We start from the raw sequence: 20,038 nt of genomic DNA on the forward strand, positions 1-20,038 counted from the left end.
TTCTCTCGCGGTCAAAGGGTGGAGGTCAGTAGGCGAGGGACCGGTCGACGGCCTCGAGAATGCGGTCGGCGTCGGGGAGATACGACCCCTCGAGCTTGGCCGGGGGGAACGGAGTGTCGAAGCCCGACACGCGCAGCACGGGGGCCTCGAGCGCGTAGAAGGCGCGCTCCATGACGGTCGCGGCGACCTCGGAGCCGAGCGAGGTGAAGCCCGGCGCCTCCTGCGCGTAGACCATGCGGCCGGTGCGGCGGACGGAGTCGAGGATGGGCCCGTAGTCGACCGGCGAGAGCGAGCGGAGGTCGATGACCTCGATGCTGGTGCCCTCGGCCTCGGCGAGCACGGCGGCCTGCAGCATCGTCGTCACCATCGCGCCGTGGCCGACGAGGGTGATGTCGGTGCCGCGACGGACCACGCGGGACGCGTGCAGCGGCAGGGCGCGCGCCGAGGTGTCGACCTCGCCCTTCTGCCAGTACTTGCTCTTCGGCTCGAGGAAGATCACCGGGTCGGGCGAGGAGATGGCGTCCTGGATCATCCAGTAGCCGTCGTTCGGCGTGGACGGGCTCACGACCCGGAGGCCGGCCGTGTGCGTGAAGTACGCCTCGGGGCTCTCCTGGTGGTGCTCGACGGCGCCGATGTGCCCGCCGTACGGGATGCGGATGACGACGGGCATCTGCAGCGCGCCCTCGTGGCGGTTCGTGAGCTTGGCGAGCTGCGTCGTGATCTGGTCGAACGCCGGGAAGACGAACCCGTCGAACTGGATCTCGACGACGGGGCGGAAGCCGACCATCGCGAGTCCGATCGCGGTGCCGACGAGCCCCGACTCCGCGAGCGGGGTGTCGAGCACGCGCTGCTCGCCGAACTCGGCCTGCAGGCCCTCGGTCACGCGGAAGACGCCGCCGAGCTTGCCGATGTCCTCGCCCATGAGCAGTACCCGGTCGCTGCCGGCGAGCGCCGCGCGAAGTCCGGCGTTGATCGCCCGGCTGAACGGCATGATCTGCACCGTGGGCGTTGCGGCCTCCGCGGCTGCCGCAGCCTCCACCGCCGGTCCCTGAGCCTGTCGAAGGGTCACGCTGCGCCTCCTTCGAAGGATGCCTCGTAGTCGGCGAGCCACTGCCGCTGCTCGTCGATCAGCGGGTGCTGCTCGGAGTACACGTGCGCGAACATGTCGTCGCGCTCGAGCCCGCCCAGAGCGTTGGTGCGGGTGCGGACGTCGTCGGCGAGCGCCTGCGACTCGGCCTCGACGTCGGCGAAGAACGCCTCCGAGGCACCGCGCCCGATGAGGAACGCCTTCATCCGCGCGATCGGGTCGCGGCGGCGCCACGACTCCTCCTCGTCGGAGGTGCGGTACTTGGTGGGGTCGTCGCTCGTGGTGTGCGCGCCGAGGCGGTAGGTCATAGCCTCGATCGCCTGCGGTCCGCCGCCGGCGCGCGCCTCGTCGAGTGCGGTGCGCGTCACGGCCCAGCTCGCGAGCACGTCGTTGCCGTCGATCAGCGTGCTCGGCATGCCGTAGCCCTCGCCGCGCTTGTACAGCGGCGAGCGCGACTGCGTCGCGACGGGCACCGAGATCGCCCACTGGTTGTTCTGCAGGAAGAACACCTCGGGCGTGCGGTAGCTGTTCGCGAAGACCATCGCCTCGTGCACGTCGCCCTGGCTGGAGGCGCCGTCGCCGTAGTAGACGATGACGGCCTCGTCGCGGTCGAGGTCGCCGGTGCCGCAGCGGCCGTCGAAGACGAGACCCATCCCGAAGCCCGTGGCGTGCAGCGTCTGCGACCCGAGCACGAGCGTGTAGATGTGCGTGTTGCCGTTCTTCGGGTCGGTCGGGTCCCACCCGCCGTGCGTCAATCCGCGCATCACGCGGATGATGTCGATCGGGTCGACGCCGCGGATCTTCGTGACCACGTGCTCGCGGTACGACGGGAAGAGGTGGTCCTGTGCGCGCGCGGCGCGGGCCGAGCCCACCTGCGCGGCCTCCTGTCCGTAGCTCGGCGGCCAGAGGGCCAGCTGCCCCTGCCGCTGGAGGTTCGTCGCCTGCACGTCGAACGCGCGGATGACGGCCATATCGCGGTAGAAGGTCTCGAGGTCGGCATCGCCGAGACTCTCGACGGCCTCCCGATACGGTTCGGCGGCAGGGCTCGGCGCGAACGTTCCGTCCGCCTCCAGGAACCGCACCAGGGCGTGATCGTCGACCGGGATCATGAATTCACGCTATCTCTCCGTGCATGCGCGATTCTGCATGCGTTCGACAACGGTTGTTGAGATCCACCGCACGCGATCGACAACCGCACCGGCAGTCATCCCTCGCCGCGGGCGGCGACCGTCGCCGCGATCCGCAGCACCTGCTCGACGGATTCCTCCTCGCCGACCGAGATCCGGATGCCGTCCCCGGCGAACGGCCGCACGATCAGTCCGGCCTCCTCGAAGGTCGCCGCGAACGCCATCGTGTCGTCGCCGGTGGGCAGCCACACGAAGTTGCCCTGCGCGACGGGGACGTCCCACCCGGCCTCTCGGAGGCCCGCCGCCAGCCGGTCGCGACGATCGGCGATCACGTGGACGCGCTCGAGCAGCTCGTCCTCGGCGTCGAGGCTCGCGAGCGCGGCCTCCTCGCCGTGGGCGGTCACCGACAGCGGGATCGCGGTGCTGCGGGCGGCGTCCAGCACGCGAGGGTGTCCGATCGCGTACCCGACGCGGAGCGCGGCGAGACCGTACGCCTTCGAGAACGTGCGGAGCACGACGACGTTGGGCCGGTCCGACCCGCCGAGCACGCGCAGCCCGTCGACCGACTCGGGGTCGGTGACGAACTCGGCGTAGGCCTCGTCGAGGATGACGAGCACGTCGGACGGCACCTTGTCGACGAAGGCGTCGAACTCGGCCTGCGTGACGATCGGGCCGGTGGGGTTGTTGGGGCTGCACACGATGATCGCGCGGGTGCGGTCGGTGATCGCCGCCGCCATGGCGTCGAGATCATGGCGGGCGCCCTCGGCGAGCGGCACCTGCACGGCGGTGGCACCGGCGACGACGGCGAGCCAGGGATACGCCTCGAACGAGCGCCAGGCGTACATGACCTCGTCGCCGGGGCCCGACGTCGCCAGCACGAGCTGGGCGAGGATGGAGACGCTGCCGGCACCGATGTGGACGGAGTCGGCGCCGACGCCGAACCGCTCGGCCAGCCGCTCGCGCAGCCGTGCGGCCGTCGCATCCGGGTATCTGTTGAGCGCCGACGCGTTCCGAACCCGCTCGAGCACTCCGGGCAGCGGGTCGAACGGGTTCTCGTTGCTCGACAGCTTGAACGCGTCCGCACCGGCCTGCCGGCCCTGCTTGTACGGCGGCAGGGCGGCGACCTCGGGGCGCACGCGGACGGGGATCTCGGGAGCGTCGGTCACGCCCCGAGTCTACGAGCGGGGGATCAGATGCGCCTCCTGTCCCCGGCCCCGCAGGGCACGGTGTGGCTCCTATCGGTCGCGGGCGCGGGCGTGGAAGACTGGCGGACTATGGGCTTCCTCATCCGCGTGGTCATCAACGCCTTCGCGATCTGGGTCGTCACCCTGATCCCGGCGCTCCAGGTCTCGGTCATCCCGTTCCCGCCCGGCGAGACGCTCCAGCTGATCCTGACGCTGCTGATCGTCGCCGCGATCTTCGCGCTCGTGAACACGATCATCGGCACCGTCATCAAGGTGCTGGCGTTCCCGCTCTACATCCTGACGCTGGGCCTCATCGGCCTCCTCATCAACGCGTTCCTGCTGTGGCTCACCGCGTGGTTCACGAGCTTCTGGAACTGGGGCCTGCGGGTCGAGGACTTCTGGTGGGGCGTCGTCGCGGCGATCATCATCACCCTCATCAACTGGGTCGTCGGCATCATCATCCGCCCGCGCAAGGACTGACTCACCCCGCACCGCGGGTCGCCGCGTACTCGGTCACCTCGACCGATTCGGCGCGCGCGAGCTCGGCGAAGACGCCGCGCAACGCGTCGACCCGCGGGTCGGTCGAGGCATCCACCAGGGCCGCCGTCTCGGCGTAGGCGTTGAGCCGATGCGCGGGCAGCCGGGGCTCGTCGGTGCCGACGTCGGGATCGAAGACCCGCTCCGCGACGAAGCTCCCGGGCGCGCCGACCGCGGCGGCGTGACCGCCGCCCGCGAGGCCGGCGACCGGGTCGTCGGTGTGCCGCAGCGTCACGCTGAGGGTGCCCGATCCGACGTCGGTGTCGACGGGCGACCCGATCGAGACCAGCGTCTGCGTGTCGTAGCCGCCCTCCAGCGCCAGGTGCCCGGCGATCATGGCCCCCTGCGAGAACCCGAAAAGGTGCACGGCGTCGCCCGGCTGCACGCCCGCCTGGGCGAGCGCCGCCTGGGTGGCCGTGTACGAGTCCGACCTCTGCCCCGCGTACAGCTCCACGTTGGAGGCGTTGTCCCAGGGTTCCTCGCCTCCGACGTCGAACGACTGCATGCCGGCGAGGTACACGGCGTACTGCCGCGATCCGTCGGGCATCGTGTACCGCTCGACGCGCACTCGCGAGTCACCGGCCCCCGGCATCCGTTCCGTCACGGCGGCCAGGCTCTGCGGCGCCACCGATGCGGGCGACCGCGACGGCGGGGACGCGGCGATGCCGGCCGAGGTCGCGCCCGCCGGCGGGCCTGCTGCGACCGGGGTCACCGTGACCGGCCCCGCCGTGCCCGAGAGCCGCGCGTCGCGGGACACCAGGCCGGCGCCCGAGAGCCCCACGACCGCCGCGCCGCCCAGGGTGAGCAGCCCCGCCGCACCGCCGACAACGACCGAACCGGGGTCGCTGACCTCGCCACCCGCTGCGACGCCCCACTGCGTGGCCTGGCGGACGAGCTCGGACGGCCACATAACGGCGCGCTCGAACTGCGCTCCGAGGGCCATGCGCCACGCGTCGGGGTGCGCGTCGACGAGAGCGGTCATGCGGGCGTCGAGGCGCTGCGCACGGTCGGTGTCGCCGGCGAGCGCGGCGGCGCGGTGCGCCGCCTCGATCTCCACCATCTCGTACGCCCAGCCGGCCTGCCTCAGTGCCGCGGCGATCTCGTCGGCCTCGACCTCCACCGCGTCGAGCTTCGCGGCGAGGACGGATGCTGCGGCCCGCGCATCTGCGGTGTACTCGGGGTGCGCCCCCAGCTCGGCGCGGAGCGCGCGCAGTCGCCGGCCGATCGAGGTGAGCTCCTCCCGCGAGGTGTCGAAGCGGACCGCCGCTGCCGAGAGCGTCGCGGTGTCGACGGCGACGGCGCCCCCGCCGCGGATCTGCAGGCCGTCGTCGACGCGCGGCCAGTGCTCGGCGAGGAGGCCGATGGCGCCCTCGTTCGGGCCGAGGCGCCCCACCTCGGGCGCCAGCTCGGGATCGAGGAGGTTCGGGCCGGGCTTCGTGTCGCTCATCGCGCCGCCCCCGGGAAGAGGCCGGGGAAGGAGCCCGCGAACGCGGCGCGGTCCCGTGCCCGGGAGACGTCGTACCGGGCCGTCTCGGCCAGGCACGCGAGGCCGGACACGTCGCCCGCCCACGACGTCGCCCGATCGTGGAACGCGGTGGCGGCCTTCGCCTGCCAGTCGACGGCGTCGGCGAGCCCGCGGGCGACGAACGCGGCATCGGCGATCCGGTCGATGATCCGCGCGAGCTCGCGCGCGACCTGGGCGAGATGGTGAGAAGCCGCATCGGCGGCCGGTTCAAGCAGTGTCACCCGTCGATCGTCGCGGGGAGCGACCTTCCCGTGGCCGCGCGAGCGACGATCTGTTCACGGCGCAGCGCCCCACCCCGGATGTGGAGGAGGGGCGCCGCTCCTTTCAGAGCGACGCCCCTCCGGGCGGAGCGATCGCGGGCTACTTGCCCACGACCACCTCGACCGTGTCGGTCGCGGTGTTGCCCGCGGCATCCGTCGCCGTCCAGGTGAAGCGGTAGACGGCGCCCTTCGCGGCCTTGACCGTGAACGTGTCGTCGTCGACCTGGGTCCACGACGCCTTCGCGCCCGAGACGCTCACGTCGGTGAGTTCGACGGTCACGTCGCCGCGGTCATCGGCCGCGTCGATCGTGAACTCCACCGTGCGCATCTTGTTGTTCGGCGGCCAGATCAGCTCCGGGTCGGCCGTCACATCGATGGTCGGATCCGTCGTGTCGGGCGGCGTCAGGTCGAGCCCGACGATCACCGGGTCGTGGTCGCTCGAACGGTAGGCGTCCGGCGCATACAGCGCGTCCTGGGCCGGGAGCTTGAACGACATGTCGTAGTCGATCAGGCTCGGCTCGTCGGAGTTGATGTGCCACGACGAGACTCCCGACACGTCCGCGGTGAGCGCGGGCTGCGCGAGCGCGTAGTCGAGGTAGCCCAGCTGGCCGTCGAAGATGTACGAGTACGCGTGCTCGCCGTTGAACTGCTTCTCGAGGTCGGTGAAGCCGCCCGCGACGAACGCGTCGATCGAATCCTCGTGGTCGTACGAGTTCAGGTCGCCGATGACGATCGCACGACCGTCAGGAGCCACCGTCTCGTTGAGCCACTTCGTGAGCGCCGTGGCGGCCGCCGTGCGCGACGCGCTGCAGTTGCCCTGGCCGTCACCGAGGTCGGGGCTCTCGGAGCATGCCGAGCCCTTCGACTTCAGGTGGTTGACCGACACCACGAACTCCTCGCCCGTCTCGGTCGACGCGAACCGCTGCGTGACCGCGGGGCGGTGCCGCGCGTCCGACCAGGTCGGGTCGACCGCGCTCGTCATCAGCTGGTACGCCCCGACGGGGGTCACCGTCGACGGCTTGTAGATGACCGCCGTGGTGATCGCGTCCGTGCCGATCACGCCGGTGATCACCGGCACGTAGGTGCCCGGACCCACCTTCGTGTTCAGCGCGTCGGCCAGCGCCTGGACCGCGGTGCCGTTGTTCTCGATCTCGAGGAGGCCGAACACGTCGGCGTCGATCGCGGCGAGCGCAGCGACGATCTTGTCCTGCTGGCGCTGGAACTCCTCGGCCGTGTCCGCACCTCGGTAGTAGTCGTCGTCGTTCGAGTTGGTCGGCGTCGGATCGATCGAGGTGAAGTAGTTCAGCACGTTGAAGCTCGAGATCTTCAGGTCGCCGCCCACGTCGGGCACGCCGGTCCGCGCGTTGGCGACGGTGAAGTCGGCACCCTCGGTCGGCTGGACCCCCCACGTGTCGAAGCGGTAGTCCAGGATGCCGGTGGCGTTCTGGACGAGGTCGCCGCTGCGGAACGAGTGGTCGAGCGTGAAGACCGCGCCGTCCGGGTGGATGGCCGGGTCGGGGTTCTGGCTGCCGCGGCCATCGTCCAGCGTGATGCTGTTCTCGAGGTTGGCGGCGGCGAGCGCGTTGGCCGCAGCCCCCGGCTCGACGACCGCGGTCGGCGTGTCGAGGCGGCCGTTGGTGAGGGTGATCGTGCCGAAGCGGCCGTATTCGAACGTCTCGCCGATCGCGAGGTTCTGCGGCAGCGTCACGTACATGCCCTCGAGCGCCTCGCGCTGCGCGTTCGTCGCCGGGAGGGTGAGCGGCGTCGCCGTCGGCAGCGCCTGGTCGGTCGCGCACACCTCGACGTCGGCGGCCACGACCTGCGTGAGGCCGAAGAACTCCGCGACCTCGCCGGCGACGCTGACGCTGTCGCCCACGTCCACCGGCGCGCCGCCCGGCGCGTACACGAAGATGCCGTCGGAGGTCGCGGCGTTGCCGTCACCCGCGTCCTGCACGTAGTACCCGTCGAATCCGCCGGTCTGGAAGTCGCCCACGACGACGCCCTCGATCAGCACGTCCTGCCCCTGGATCGGCGACGCCGCACCGGAGCCCTGGACGGAGCCGATCGTCACGGGGGTCGCTGCGCAGTCCGCCACGGGCCCGGGATCGGGGTCGGGAGGAGTCAGGTGCCAGCCGAGGCCGTCGAACGTGTCGTTGGCGAAGCCGGTCCATTCGACGGCGGGATCGAACGCGTCCGAGCCGTTCGTGTCGCCCTGCACGATGTTCGCGTTGCGGCGCAGCGTGTTGTCCATCGTCGACGCGAGCCCGGTGCCCCACTGGGAACCGGGGTCGACACCGATCTGACCGATGACGTCGACGATCTCGGTGCCCTTGACCAGGGCGACGGCGTCATTGCCGTTGAAGAGCCCGAGGTTCGCCGACTGGTCGGCCTGAGCCAGGATGGCCGCGTTGGCGAGCGCGTGGGAGAACACGAAGACATCCCCGCCGGCGACCGTGCCGGTCAGGTTGATCGTCAGGCTGACGGTGGCGCTTCCGTTGGAGTACTGCTGCAGCTTGTATCCCGCGGCGGCGAGGTCGACCGCCGTCGTGCCGGGGTTGTAGACCTCGATGGCCTTGTTGTTCGACGAGCCTTCGACGTACTCGCTGATGAACAGATCACCGGATGCTGCGGCCGCGGGCGCAGCGAATGCCACGACTCCTCCGGCGGCGAGCGCCGCGGCTGCGATCGCAGCGGCGATGGGACGGGGTGCTGGGGACACGAAACCTCCACAGGATGACGGCGGTCTGTGGACCGCGTGGGGAAGGACAGCCTGGTCGCCGCCCATTCGTCACAAGCTAGGGGAGCAGCATCCGTCATCGAAAGACCCTGAGAGGAGAACTCCTTAACGTTCGGTGTCTGCTCGGTCCAGAATGGAACTCATGACCGCGACCGACGCGACGCCCTTCCGCGTCGTGTTCGTGTGCACGGGGAACATCTGCCGCTCGCCGATGGCGGAGGTGGTGTTCCGGGGATTCGCGGATGCCTCGGGCCTCGGTTCCCGCGTCGCCTCGACGAGCGCCGGGACCGGCGACTGGCACGTCGGCGAGCAGGCCGACCTCCGCACGATCGAGGCGCTGGAGCGCGCCGGCTACGACGGTTCGCACCACCGCGCGCGGCAGTTCACGCACTCGGACTTCGCGCGCAGCGACCTCGTGGTGGCGCTCGATCGCAGCCACGAGCGGATCCTGCGCGGCTGGGCCCGCACCGAGGGCGACGCCGACAAGATCGCCCTGCTGCTGGCGTTCGATCCCTCGGCCCGCACCCTCGACGTCCCCGACCCGTACTACGCGGGCCCCGGAATGTTCGACGAGGTGCTCGGTATGATCGAGAGCGCGAGCCGGGCGCTCTTCCGGCAACTCGAACCCGCCATCCGCCCGGTGTGAAGACACCGGATCGACGGTCGTCTTCGGCGATACCGACGGGAGCCCCCATGACTTCTCTGCCTCCTCAGCCGCTCAGTCCCCTCGACGGGCGCTACCGCCCCGCCGTGAGCGAGCTCGGCGAGTACCTCTCGGAGGCGGGCCTGAACCGCGCCCGCGTCGAGGTCGAGGTGGAGTGGCTCATCGCCCTCACGGATCGCTCGCTGTTCGGCACGTCGCCGCTCGCCGACGCCGACAAGGAGCGCCTGCGGGCGCTCTACCTCGAGTTCGGGCAGGCCGAGATCGACTGGCTCGCCGAGAAGGAGTCGGTGACCCGGCACGACGTCAAGGCCGTCGAGTACCTGGTGCGCGACCGCCTCTCGGCGCTCGGCCTCGACGCCATCGCCGAGCTCACGCACTTCGCGTGCACCAGCGAGGACATCAACTCCACGTCGTACGCCCTCACCGTGCAGCGCGCGGTGCAGCGCGTGTGGCTGCCGAAGCTGCGCGCCGTCATCGCCGCACTCGCCGAGCTCGCGGTGAACCACCGCGACGCCGCGATGCTCTCGCGCACGCACGGCCAGCCGGCGACGCCCTCGACCATGGGCAAGGAGCTCGGCGTGTTCGCGTGGCGCCTCGCCCGCGTCGCCGACCAGATCGAGGCCGGCGAGTACCTCGCGAAGTTCTCGGGCGCCACCGGCACGTGGTCGGCGCACCTGTCGGCCGCGCCCGACGTGGACTGGCCCGAGGTCTCGCGCGCGTTCATCGAGGGCCTGGGCCTCGACTTCAACATCCTCACGACCCAGATCGAGTCGCACGACTGGCAGGTCGAGCTGTACGACCGCGCCCGTCACGCCGGTGGAATCCTGCACAACCTCGCGACCGACATCTGGACGTACATCTCGATCGGCTACTTCACGCAGATCCCGGTGGCCGGCGCCACCGGCTCGTCGACGATGCCGCACAAGATCAACCCGATCCGGTTCGAGAACGCCGAGGCGAACCTCGAGATCTCGGGGGGCCTCCTCGCGACCCTCTCGCAGACGCTCGTCACGAGCCGCCTGCAGCGCGACCTCACCGACTCGACGACGCAGCGCAACATCGGCGTCGCGTTCGGGCACTCGCTGCTCGCGCTCGACAACCTGCAGCGCGGCCTCAAGGAGATCTCGCTCGCCGAGGACGTGCTGCTGGCCGACCTCGACCAGAACTGGGAAGTCCTCGCCGAGGCCATCCAGACGGTCGTGCGCGCCGAGATCGCCGCCGGCCGCTCGCAGATCAGCGACCCCTACGCGCTCCTCAAGGACCTCACCCGAGGCCGTCGCGTCGGCGCCCACGAACTCGCGGAGTTCGTGCGCGGACTCGACATCGGCGACGAGGCGAAGGAGCGCCTGCTCGCCCTCACGCCCGCGACCTACGACGGGCTCGCGTCGCAGCTGGTCGACGAGCTCGGCTGACCTGGATCCGGCGTCCTCGGGACGCGAAAGGGGCGATCTCCGCGTGCGGAGATCGCCCCTTTCGCGATTCTCGGCGCGGGGTGTCGCGAAGCTCAGGCCTTCGGGTCGCCGGATGCTGCGGCATCCGGCTTCTCGCCCTGCTCCGGCTCGTCGGACTTCTCGTCGAAGAGCACCGGCTTGTCGATCTGCTTCGTCACCTGGGCGGGGTCGACCGCCAGCAGGAGCAGCGACACGATCAGCAGCACCGCGATGAAGCTGATGCCGGCGATGACGAGCGCCGTGACGACCGCGCGCTCCGCCTCGCCGGCGGCGCGCTGCTGGAAGAAGCCCATCGACACGAGCGTCACGATTCCCGCGAACAGAGCGGCTGCGAAGGCCAGCCCGAGCAGCTGCAGGGGCTTCATGAGGTCGCGGCGGGTGGGGCTTTCGTGGCTCACGCGGAGTCCTTCTGCGGGGTGGGATCGGCGGACGCGGACGCCCCCGCCGTGAAGTCAGGGGTGTCGGCGGACTCGGCCGGGCGCGGCGAGAAGCCGGCGATGCCGAGGTACACGGCGACGATCGCGGCGTAGCCGCCGAACAGGCCGACGCCGATCGTGATGCCGGTGAGCGTGAACGTCGCGTGGGCCTCTTCGATCGTGTAGTCCAGCGCGTACGCGGGCTGCACGAACAGCAGCGCGATGCCGAGGAGGATCGTCAGGGCGCCGACGACCGCCGCGTCGCGGCTCTCCGAGCGCGGACCGACGAGCGCGGCGGGCCGCGCATCGGCGACGCCGGGCGCGATCTCGCGCCGCTCGCGGCGGCCGCGGAGGCCGCGCCAGCCCGCGATGAGCTCGAGGACGCCGCTGATGAGCGCCCACGCGATCACGATGACGAAGTAGCCGGTGACGGTGCGGAGCGGGAGGAGTCCGCTCGCCATGCCCGCGACGATGGCGACACCGCCGAGCGCGGCTGACGACCAGCGGAGTCCCTTCGGGTAGACCAGCCACACCGCGAGCAGCAGCACGAGGCCGGTGGCGATCGCGAAGCCGCTGAACACCGAGCTGCCGACCAGGGCGGAATGGTCGGGCGAGAACGTGATCATGAGTGCCGCGAGCGCCGCGAACGCGGCGCGTGCGAGCTGCACGTGGCGCACGGCGAACGTGCGGGAATCGGCTGAGGTCACGGTGATCCTGCGGAGCGGCGGGTTCTCAGGGACGAGAACGGATGCCTCCAGTCTACGTGCGCGGAGGCTGGGAGCTTCCGGGCACCGTCGGAGGCCTCAGTCCAGGGTGTCGAGGATCGCCGTCAGCAGCTCGAACGTGGTCAGCGGCGAGATGATCGCGAATCGCAGCACGGGCTCGCCGGCGTGGGAGCTCGGCACGACGAACGCGTGCTGCTCCTCGAGCAGCCGGCTCGACCACGCCTCGTAGTCGGCGAGCGTCCAGCCCTCGCGACGGAACACCACGACCGACAGCTGCGGGTCGCGTACGAGCGAGAGGCCCTCGCGCGACTCGATCTCATCGGCGATGCGGCGCGCGAGGTCGATGCCGTACTCGATCGTGGCGCGGTACTGGTCGGTGCCGTGAGTCGCGAGCGAGAACCACATCGGCAGGCCTCGTGCCCGGCGGGTGAGCTGCACGGCGAGGTCGGACGGGTTCCAGTCCGGCTTGCCGGTGAGGGTGTCGAGGTACTCGGCCTTCTGCGTGTGGGCCGACAGCGCGAGGGCGGGCTCCCGGTAGATCAGCGCGCACGCGTCGAAGGGCGCGAACAGCCACTTGTGCGGGTCGACGATGACCGAGTCCGCGAGCTCGACGCCCGCGAAGACGGGCCGCATGCTCTCGACGAGCATCGCCGCGAGGCCGTACGCGCCGTCGACGTGGAACCAGATGCCGCGCTCGCGCGCGAGGGCGCCGACGCTCGCGATGTCGTCGACGATGCCGAAGTTGGTCGTGCCTCCGGTGGCGACGACCGCGAACACCGCGTCTCCGTGCTCGTCCAGCACGCGGGCGACGGCGTCACCGTGCAGGCGCCCGTTCGCGTCCACCTCGGCCGTCGCGACGTCGACGTCCATGACGGCCGCGGCCGACGCGATCGACGAGTGTGCCTCGGCACTGCACACGACGACCCACCGCGGCGGGGTCGCGCGTCCCTCGTCCGCCGCGCGGCGGCGCGCAGCATCCCGAGCCGTCACAAGGGCCGAGAGGTTGCCGATCGTGCCGCCCTGCACGAACACGCCGCCCGCGCCCGCCGGCAGGCCGAACTCCTTCGCGAGCCAGTGCAGCACCTCGTTCTCGGCGAACACCGCGCCGGCACCCTCGACCCACGAGCCTCCGTAGATGGCGGATGCCGAGACCACGACGTCGAACGCGAGCGAGGCCTTGCTCGGCGCCGAGGGGATGAACGAGAGGTACCCGGGGTGGTCGGTCGACACGCACGCCGGGGCGAGGACGTTCTCGAAGAGGGCGATCGCGCGCCGCGAGCCGATGCCCTCGGGGGTGATCGAACCGGACGCCAGGCGCTCCAGGTCGCGCGGGGTCATCGGCTTGTCGAGCGGCACGTCCTCGTAGAGGGCCCGGCGCCGCGCGTACTCCAGCACGTCCTCGACGGTGTGACGGGTGTCGGCCGAGATGGCGTGCATCTCCTCCGGGGCGGTGGGCGAGGTCATGGGTGCTCCTGGCGATCGGGTGACACCTCACGCTAGAGGGGCGCGCGGCGGCGTTCAAGGGAGGCCGGGGGGAGGCACCCGTCCACCCCGTCAGCCCTCCGCCACCGTCAGCGAGATCTCCCACGAGGGCTCGCCCGTCGACCGGACGACCGCGGTGCCCGGTTCCACCGCGCGCACCTCCCACTCGCGCGCCCCGGCGGCCGTGACGTTGGTCACGGGGATGAGCAGCACGGCGGTGCCGACCGCCTCCGGCTCGGGGGCCTCAGCATCGGTGATCCGCAGCGTCGTCGTCTGCCCGACCGTCATCGCGAACGTGCGGCCGTCGTCGGCGGGTCCGATGAACCGGGGCGCGGGGGCCGTCGCCGAGGGCGACGGCTCGGCCGGCGCGGACTCAGGGCCGGCCGTGGTCGCCTCCGTAGGCGGCTCCCCGCTCGCGCAGCCCGCGAGCGCGGCGAGCAGGAGGAGGGTGGGCAGCCATCGCCTTCTCACCGCACCCTCGCCTCCCGCTCGTCTCAGTCGCCGCTCTGCGTCGCGATCCGCTCGACGATGTCCTTCTGCGCCTTGATCTGCGCGGACGTCGATGCCGGGTTCATGCGCACGGTCTCGGCCGCCAGCATGACGGCTCCGAACGTGCTGTCGAGGCTGCCGTTGCGGTCGGTGTCCACGGGGGTGTCGAGGCTCACCGAGCCGTTCGCGAAGTTGAGCCACGCCCCGAGCGCGTGCTGATCGAAGATGACGTCGGCGGGCGCCTTCGCCGGGTTGTTCAGCACGAGCGTCGCGGCGGCCCGGGTCGAGGCATCCTTCCCCTCGTCGAAGACCAGGCTGAAGTAGCCCACGATGTCGAGGTAGCACTGCAGCTCCGCGGGAGTGAAGTCGTTCGACTTCTTGACGCGGTACTGGTTGAGCCACCAGCCGTGGCCCTTCGACACGGTGGCGTTGCCGGTGATGATGACGGCCGCCGTATCGGTCGCCGAGACGCCGCCGTCGTCGTCCTCGGCGGTCACGCCCAGCTCGTACAGGCACGCGTCGGTGTACGCGTGGGTCGCCTCGAGGGTGATGTCGCGCGGCTGCACGCTGGGCGACTTCAGCGGGTCGGACGCCGGCGGGTTCACGAGCGACGTCTCGCTGTCGCTCGTCGTGTCGCCCCACTCCCACGTGAGGGTGAGGTCGTCACTGCCCGGATCGGTCGAGCCGGCGGGCACCGTGAGGTCCTCGCCCGCCTCGACGACGAACGCGCTCTTGCCGTCGTAGACCTCCTCGCCAGACGAGTCGATCGTCGCGGTGGGATCGACGTTCGCCACGGCGGCCACCGCGGTGTCGCAGTTGCCGGTGGTGTCGTCGTCGGCCGCGCACACCTCGACCGTGTACGCCCCGTCATCGCCGTACTGGTGCTGCACCGAGAAGGTCAGCGTGGCGTCGGGTCGCGTGTTCTCCTCGACGCCCGGGAGTGCGACGGCGGCCGCCCCGTCGTCGTACGAGATCGTGGCCGACAGGTCGTCGAGCCAGCCGGGGTCGGTGACGGTGCCCGAGACGGTCACCGCCCCGAACTCGTCGATCGGCGCGATGGCGTCGATCGACACGGTCGGCGCCACGTTGGTGACGGTGACCGTGCTCGTCGCAGTGGACGTGCGGCCGAACGCGTCGGTGACCTGGAGGCCGATGGGATAGACGCCGTCCTGGCCGACCGCGGTGAACGACGGCGACGCGCCGGTCGCGTCGTCGTAGGCGCCGTCGTTGTCGAGGTCCCACGCGTACGTGGCGATCGCCCCGGCGCTGGGGTCGCTGCCCGTGGCGGAGCCGGTGCCGTCGAGCACGGCGTCCGTGCCCTCCGGCGTCACGTACGGGCCGCCGGCGTCGGCGGTCGGCTCGCACTCGGCCGGCACGGCGGAGCTCGCCGTGGGCACGGTGTCGAGGCCGGTGGTGGACGCGGTGCCGAGCCCGCGGCCCGCGAACGCCGACCAGATGAGGCACTTGTTCGCGCCGCCGTCGGCGGTGAGCAGGGCGTTGCGCGCATCGATGTAGTTCGGGCTCGCGGGCGTCGCCTTCATGCCGTCGAGGACGAGCGTGGCGAGCGCCTCGGCGCCGCCGGGGAACAGCTCGCGGATGTCGTAGATCGTCGCCGCCCAGATCTCGCCGTTGCCGTGGCCGCTGGTCGACGTCGTGTTGTACGACTGGTACGTGCGGGTCGAGATGTCGTAGCCGACGGAGCGGATGCCGTTGACGGCATCGCCCGTGACGTACTCGCCGACCACGGCGTCGTCCCACTTCAGGAACGAGATCACGTCGCTCCAACCCTCGCCGAGCGCACCGCGCTGGTCGAAGTCGTTGTAGCCGAGCGCCCCGCCGCCGACCAGGCGGCTCGAGACGCCGTGCCCGTACTCGTGCGCGATGACGTCGCCGTCCATGTCGCCGTCGCGGAACGGGCGGCCCGGCGCCCACATGTACATCTGCATGCGCGGGCTGGTGCCCTCGGCCGGAGTGCCGAAGTTCGCATTGTTCAGGCAGCGCACGGGCACGTCGTCGCCCGGCGCCGGAGTGTCCTGGTCGTCGATGCAGCCGAAGTCCCAGCCGTCCTGCGCCTCGGCCAGCACCGGGTCGCCGCCCGAGCCGCCGTTGCCGAAGTTGTCGACCTGGAAGTTGCCGCTCGCCTCGTCGAACCCGTGGCCGTACAGCCAGTCGTGCATGACGTTCGTGTAGTAGAAGAGCTGCGTGATGATCGCGTCGCGGTCGGCGTCGAGCGCGACGAGCGAGTCCACGTCGGCGGTGGTGCGCCAAGCATCCGTCCACGCGTAGAGGAACTGCTGGTAGCCGGGGTCGCCGTTCGCCGGCGTCTGCGGCTGGTACTCGTTGTTCGCGTCGTCGTCGTTGCGGTCGAGGTACGCGTTGACGTTGTTGCCGTTCGTCGTGCGGTCGTCGACCCATGTGCCGTTGATGCCCGAGAACGAGGTGGTCTGGCGCGTCGCGCCCGCCGCCTCGGGGTGCTCCTCGCGGAACACGTCGCCCTCGGGAGCGGCGTGCGCGTAACGGCTCCGCTGATCGATGACCTCGCCGGTGTTCGCATCGACGACCGTCTCGAACCACGCCTGGCCCGACGACTCGATGTCGGTGAGCCACGCGAGCCGCAGCGACGTGCCGTCCTCGCCCGGGTACCAGACGAGCTCCGACGTCACGGGCGCCGGGTCCGTCAGGCCCTCGGCATACACGTTCGGGTACTCCTGCGGTGCGGGCGACCGCGTCGCGGCCTCGCGCAGCGGCCGGGTCGCATCGGCGTCCTGCGCGTCGGCGGCGACGTCGATCGCGGCCTGCGCCGTGAGTGCGGCGCGCGTGCCGGTGCCGTCACCGGGCGCCAGGAACCCCGCGACCGACAGCACCCGGCCGTCGGCGGCGACGACGACGGTCATGACCGCGTCGCGCACGCGCAGCCCGTCGATGCGCTGGCCCAGATGGACGGCCGTCGACCCGTTCGAGAGGGCGAGCTCCTTGTGGACGTAGATCCCGGATGCTGCGTCCCCGGCGAGCCCGAAATCACCGGCGTGCGCCCGCACGTAGCCGAGGGCGACGTCGCCCGGCGACGCCTCGCTCGGTCCCGTGAACGCCGCCGACGACGGGTCCGCCACGACGCGGCCGCTCGCCGGATCGATCGTGACGGACGGCGGTTGCCCGGTGTCGTCCACGGGTGCCGCCGCGGCAGGAGAGAGCCCCGACGCGAACAGGCCTCCGACCAGAAGAGCCCCGATCCCGATAGAAAAAACCCGCGGTCGCACAGACATGGCGAATCGCCCCCCGGCGGGCCGGCGCACCCCCGAACGGTGCCGAAGCCGGTCCGTAGCGCCCGTCACGCTAGTCCTGGTCTCGGTTCGCCACAAGAGACCTGGCGAAACGGCACCCTCGCGTCGCGACCGGTGCACCGCAACGTCGTGCAACGTACGCGCGCCTACCGTCGCATCAGAGGGCGGCGAACGCCCGCCCCAGGGAAGTGATATCGATGACGATCCTGACCGACTCGCACGCAGCACACGGCACCGCGACCCCCACCGGCACGATGCGCGCAGCCGTGGTCACCGCGCCCGACCGACCTCTCGACGTGCGCGACGTGCCCATCCCCACGCCCGGCCCCGGCCAGGCGCTCGTCAAGGTGCTGACCACCGGCGTGTGCCACACCGACCTCCACGCCGCCCGCGGCGACTGGCCGGTCGCCCCCAAGACCGACCTCATCCCCGGGCACGAGGGGTACGGCCGCGTCGTCGCCCTCGGCGACGGCGTCACGTCGCTCGCTGTCGGCGACCTCGTCGGCAACGCGTGGCTCTGGAGCGCCTGCGGCGTCTGCGAGTTCTGCCGCACCGGGTGGGAGACGCTGTGCCCCGACCAGCAGAACGGCGGGTACTCCGTCGACGGCAGCTTCGGCGAGTACATGCTCGTCGACGAGCGCTTCGCCGCCCGCATCCCCGACGGTGCCGACCCCGTCGAGGTCGCGCCGATCCTGTGCGCCGGCGTCACCGTCTACAAGGGCCTCAAGATGACCGAGGCCCGCCCGGGCGAGTGGGTCGTGATCTCGGGCATCGGCGGACTCGGCCACATCGCGGTCCAGTACGCGCGCGCCATGGGCCTGCGGGTCGCCGCCGTCGACATCGACGACGCCAAGCTCGAGCTCGCCCGCCGCCACGGCGCCGAACTCACGGTCAACGCGCTCACGCAGGACCCGGCCGCCGTCGTTCAGGAGCAGACGGGCGGCGCGCACGGCGTGCTCGTCACCGCCGTGCACCCGAAGGCCTTCGGTCAGGCGCTGGGCGTCGCGCGCCGCGGCGCGACCATCGTGTTCAACGGCCTTCCTCCGGGGGACTTCCCCGCGGACATCTTCGACATCGTGCTCCGCGCGATCACGATCCGCGGATCCATCGTCGGCACGCGCCAGGACATGATCGAGGCGCTGGACTTCTATGCGCGGGGCGAGATCCACCCGACCGTCGCGGTGGAGTCGATCGACGACATCAACGACATCTTCGAGCGCATGGAGCACGGCAGGATCGACGGCCGCATCGTGATGCAGTTCGAGTGACAGCGGCGGGGTGACGCGGGAGGCGCAGGGGCGGGGCGGATGTCTCGCCCCTGCGTCGTGCCACGGCCATCACGATCAAGCAGGAATGGAGAAGCACCCTCCGGAGCGCCTCGGTAGCGTGAGGATCACGGGACGCGAAGGCGCCCACGAGCGTGAGGAGGAGCATCATGGCGAAGACGGCATCCGACGGACTGTCGCAGGAGGAGCGCGAGGCGGTCAAGAACCGCGCGAAGGAGCTGCGCGACCAGGCCAAGGCGGGCAAGAGCCGCGAGGCGGGCACCAAGCAGGTCCGCGAGGCGATCGAGAAGCTCGAGGGCACCGATCGCGACATCGCCGAGGGCCTGCACAAGGTGGTCGGCGAGGTCGCCCCCGACCTCGTGCCCAAGACCTACTACGGCTTCCCGGCCTACGCGAACGCGGCCGGCAAGGTCGTCGTCTTCACGCAGCCGGCCTCGAAGTTCAAGACCCGCTACGCGACCATCCAGTTCGACGAGACGGCCCACCTCGACGACGGCGACTTCTGGTCGACCGGCTTCGCGGTGCTCGCCTGGACGCCCGCCGTCGAGAAGAAGATCACCGAGCTCGTCGCGGCCGCCGTGGCCTGAACCGAACGCGACCGACGTACCGCGGGGCGCAGCATCCTTCATCGACACGGATGCTGCGCCCCGCGGTCGTGCGTGTCTCAGATGTCGGGGGCGGCCGGGGTCGCGGCGGCGCGATCGGCGTGGCCGAGGGCCCGGCCGGGAGCGATGCGGTCCCGCACCCGGCGCTTCAGCGCCACGATGTCGGGGAAGCCGCGGTCGGCCTTGCGGGACCAGACGAGCTCGTCGTCGGCGTAGACCTCGAAGATGCCGCCGGTACCCGGCTCGAGGGTCGCGCCGCCGCCCATGAGCTCGTCCTGGAAGGTGGTCAGGAGCTCCTGCGCGACCCATGCCGCACGGAGCATCCACGCGCACTGGGTGCAGTAGACGACACGGATGCGGTGGGTCATGCGCCCGTCCCGTCCGCCGCCAGGAACTCCCCGGCCGCATCGCGGAACGCCCGCGAGCCGGGGGCGTTGAAGTGGTGCCGCCCCGGGATCTCGAGGAACCGGCCGTTCGGCGCCGTCGCGGCCAGCGTCCGCGAGCGCTCCAGGATCGCATCCTCCGTGCCCGTCGCGAACAGCACCGGCTGGCGCGGGGGCCGCTCGGGGTCGGGGTCGGCGTCGCCGAACCGCATGCCCTCGGCGAGCGCGATCAGGGCGCGCAGATCGTTGTCGGGCACACGCTCTGCGAGCTTCACGTAGTCCTGGGTGACCGGATCCTCGACGGGTATGCCCTCCTCGGCATACGCGCGTGCCTGTTCGATGCGCAGCCGTCCGAGCGGGCGGCCGTCCGGGATGCCGCCCAGCACCGCGCGGCTCACGTGCTCCGGGGCGTCGACCGCGAGCTGCCAGCCGACCCGCGCCCCGAGCGAGTAGCCGACGTAGCGGACGTCGTCGACGAGATACGTGTCGAGCACGGCGATCAGGTCGCCGACGAAGGCGCTCATCGAGTAGGCGACGGGATCATCGGGCTTGTCGCTCGCGCCGTGGCCGCGCTGATCGACGCCGATGACGCGATACCCGGCGCCCGTGAGCATGCGCACCCAGCCGGTCTCGACCCAGTTGTCGCGGCAGCTCGACGCGAACCCGTGCACGCACAGCACGGGGTCGGCGTCGGGCTCGCCCCAGGTGTAGGTCGCAAGCTGGTACCCCTCGGCCGACATGATGTAGCTGGGCGGCGGCATCTCGGTGCGCAGGATCGGGGCGACGGCATCCATATCGC

At 71.2% G+C, this 20,038-nt stretch carries 18 protein-coding genes; 5 read left to right on the top strand and 13 right to left on the bottom strand.

From position 1 onward, the window contains the following. Positions 1-25 precede the first annotated feature (25 nt). From ACLBXX_RS06330 to ACLBXX_RS06340, 3 genes are all read right to left on the bottom strand, one after another. Positions 26-991, bottom strand: a complete 966-nt coding sequence (locus tag ACLBXX_RS06330) for an alpha-ketoacid dehydrogenase subunit beta (RefSeq protein ID WP_447657388.1) — start codon at positions 989-991, stop codon at positions 26-28. Positions 992-1,065: 74 nt separating this feature from the next. Next, positions 1,066-2,196: a thiamine pyrophosphate-dependent dehydrogenase E1 component subunit alpha gene (locus ACLBXX_RS06335; protein ID WP_447657331.1), complete on the bottom strand. Its 1,131-nt coding sequence runs from the start codon at positions 2,194-2,196 to the stop codon at positions 1,066-1,068. 95 nt (positions 2,197-2,291) lie between these two features. Beyond that, a complete protein-coding gene (locus ACLBXX_RS06340) occupies positions 2,292-3,380 on the bottom strand; it encodes a histidinol-phosphate transaminase (protein WP_447657332.1) in 1,089 nt (362 codons plus the stop codon). Between the two features lie 108 nt (positions 3,381-3,488). Between ACLBXX_RS06340 and ACLBXX_RS06345 the strand changes: the two genes are divergently transcribed. After that, positions 3,489-3,878: a phage holin family protein gene (locus ACLBXX_RS06345; protein WP_045301844.1), complete on the top strand. Its 390-nt coding sequence runs from the start codon at positions 3,489-3,491 to the stop codon at positions 3,876-3,878. 1 nt (position 3,879) lies between these two features. Here ACLBXX_RS06345 and ACLBXX_RS06350 read toward each other — a convergent pair whose 3' ends face one another. From ACLBXX_RS06350 to ACLBXX_RS06360, 3 genes are all read right to left on the bottom strand, one after another. Then, entirely contained in the window at positions 3,880-5,382 is a 1,503-nt protein-coding gene (locus ACLBXX_RS06350; RefSeq protein ID WP_447657333.1) for a hypothetical protein, read from the bottom strand. After that, entirely contained in the window at positions 5,379-5,681 is a 303-nt protein-coding gene (locus ACLBXX_RS06355; RefSeq protein WP_447657334.1) for a hypothetical protein, read from the bottom strand. The genes ACLBXX_RS06350 and ACLBXX_RS06355 overlap by 4 nt, the downstream gene beginning before the upstream one ends. Positions 5,682-5,820: 139 nt before the next feature. Next, positions 5,821-8,439, bottom strand: a complete 2,619-nt coding sequence (locus ACLBXX_RS06360) for an ExeM/NucH family extracellular endonuclease (RefSeq protein WP_447657335.1) — start codon at positions 8,437-8,439, stop codon at positions 5,821-5,823. 160 nt (positions 8,440-8,599) lie between these two features. Here ACLBXX_RS06360 and ACLBXX_RS06365 point away from each other — a divergent pair, with 160 nt between their 5' ends. Further along, positions 8,600-9,103 (top strand): low molecular weight protein-tyrosine-phosphatase, encoded by a 504-nt coding sequence (locus ACLBXX_RS06365; protein WP_310286741.1) that lies wholly within the window; start codon positions 8,600-8,602, stop codon positions 9,101-9,103. A gap of 47 nt (positions 9,104-9,150) precedes the next feature. Then, positions 9,151-10,533, top strand: coding sequence for an adenylosuccinate lyase (purB, locus tag ACLBXX_RS06370; protein WP_447657336.1), 1,383 nt, complete (start codon positions 9,151-9,153; stop codon positions 10,531-10,533). Positions 10,534-10,625: 92 nt separating this feature from the next. Here purB and ACLBXX_RS06375 read toward each other — a convergent pair whose 3' ends face one another. The 5 genes from ACLBXX_RS06375 to ACLBXX_RS06395 all read right to left on the bottom strand — a co-directional run bounded on the left by ACLBXX_RS06375 (position 10,626) and on the right by ACLBXX_RS06395 (position 16,851). Further along, positions 10,626-10,970 carry an amino acid transporter gene (locus ACLBXX_RS06375; RefSeq protein WP_375870307.1) on the bottom strand — a complete coding sequence of 115 codons (345 nt, stop codon included), beginning with the start codon at positions 10,968-10,970 and terminating at the stop codon, positions 10,626-10,628. Continuing rightward, positions 10,967-11,695, bottom strand: coding sequence for an acyl-CoA synthetase (locus ACLBXX_RS06380; RefSeq protein WP_447657337.1), 729 nt, complete (start codon positions 11,693-11,695; stop codon positions 10,967-10,969). The genes ACLBXX_RS06375 and ACLBXX_RS06380 overlap by 4 nt, the downstream gene beginning before the upstream one ends. A 96-nt stretch (positions 11,696-11,791) precedes the next feature. After that, positions 11,792-13,177, bottom strand: coding sequence for a pyridoxal phosphate-dependent decarboxylase family protein (locus ACLBXX_RS06385; RefSeq protein ID WP_447657338.1), 1,386 nt, complete (start codon positions 13,175-13,177; stop codon positions 11,792-11,794). A 90-nt stretch (positions 13,178-13,267) separates the two neighbouring features. Further along, positions 13,268-13,666, bottom strand: a complete 399-nt coding sequence (locus ACLBXX_RS06390; RefSeq protein ID WP_447657339.1) for a hypothetical protein — start codon at positions 13,664-13,666, stop codon at positions 13,268-13,270. A gap of 23 nt (positions 13,667-13,689) precedes the next feature. Further along, on the bottom strand, positions 13,690-16,851 hold the full coding sequence (locus ACLBXX_RS06395) for a M36 family metallopeptidase (RefSeq protein WP_447657340.1): 3,162 nt from the start codon (positions 16,849-16,851) through the stop codon (positions 13,690-13,692). A 311-nt stretch (positions 16,852-17,162) separates the two neighbouring features. On the opposite strand from ACLBXX_RS06395, the gene adhP reads away from it, so the two are divergent. Further along, entirely contained in the window at positions 17,163-18,233 is a 1,071-nt protein-coding gene (gene adhP, locus ACLBXX_RS06400) for an alcohol dehydrogenase AdhP (protein ID WP_447657341.1), read from the top strand. Positions 18,234-18,400: 167 nt separating this feature from the next. Beyond that, on the top strand, positions 18,401-18,838 hold the full coding sequence (locus ACLBXX_RS06405; RefSeq protein WP_447657342.1) for a hypothetical protein: 438 nt from the start codon (positions 18,401-18,403) through the stop codon (positions 18,836-18,838). A 77-nt stretch (positions 18,839-18,915) separates the two neighbouring features. Here the strand turns inward: ACLBXX_RS06405 and ACLBXX_RS06410 are convergent, their stop codons facing one another. Together ACLBXX_RS06410 and ACLBXX_RS06415 are read right to left on the bottom strand one after the other, a co-directional pair. Beyond that, positions 18,916-19,224 carry a SelT/SelW/SelH family protein gene (locus ACLBXX_RS06410; RefSeq protein WP_447657343.1) on the bottom strand — a complete coding sequence of 103 codons (309 nt, stop codon included), beginning with the start codon at positions 19,222-19,224 and terminating at the stop codon, positions 18,916-18,918. After that, a complete protein-coding gene (locus ACLBXX_RS06415) occupies positions 19,221-20,033 on the bottom strand; it encodes an alpha/beta fold hydrolase (RefSeq protein WP_447657344.1) in 813 nt (270 codons plus the stop codon). The genes ACLBXX_RS06410 and ACLBXX_RS06415 overlap by 4 nt, the downstream gene beginning before the upstream one ends. Positions 20,034-20,038 lie beyond the last annotated feature (5 nt).

The organism is Microbacterium sp. C23T (assembly GCF_053345975.1).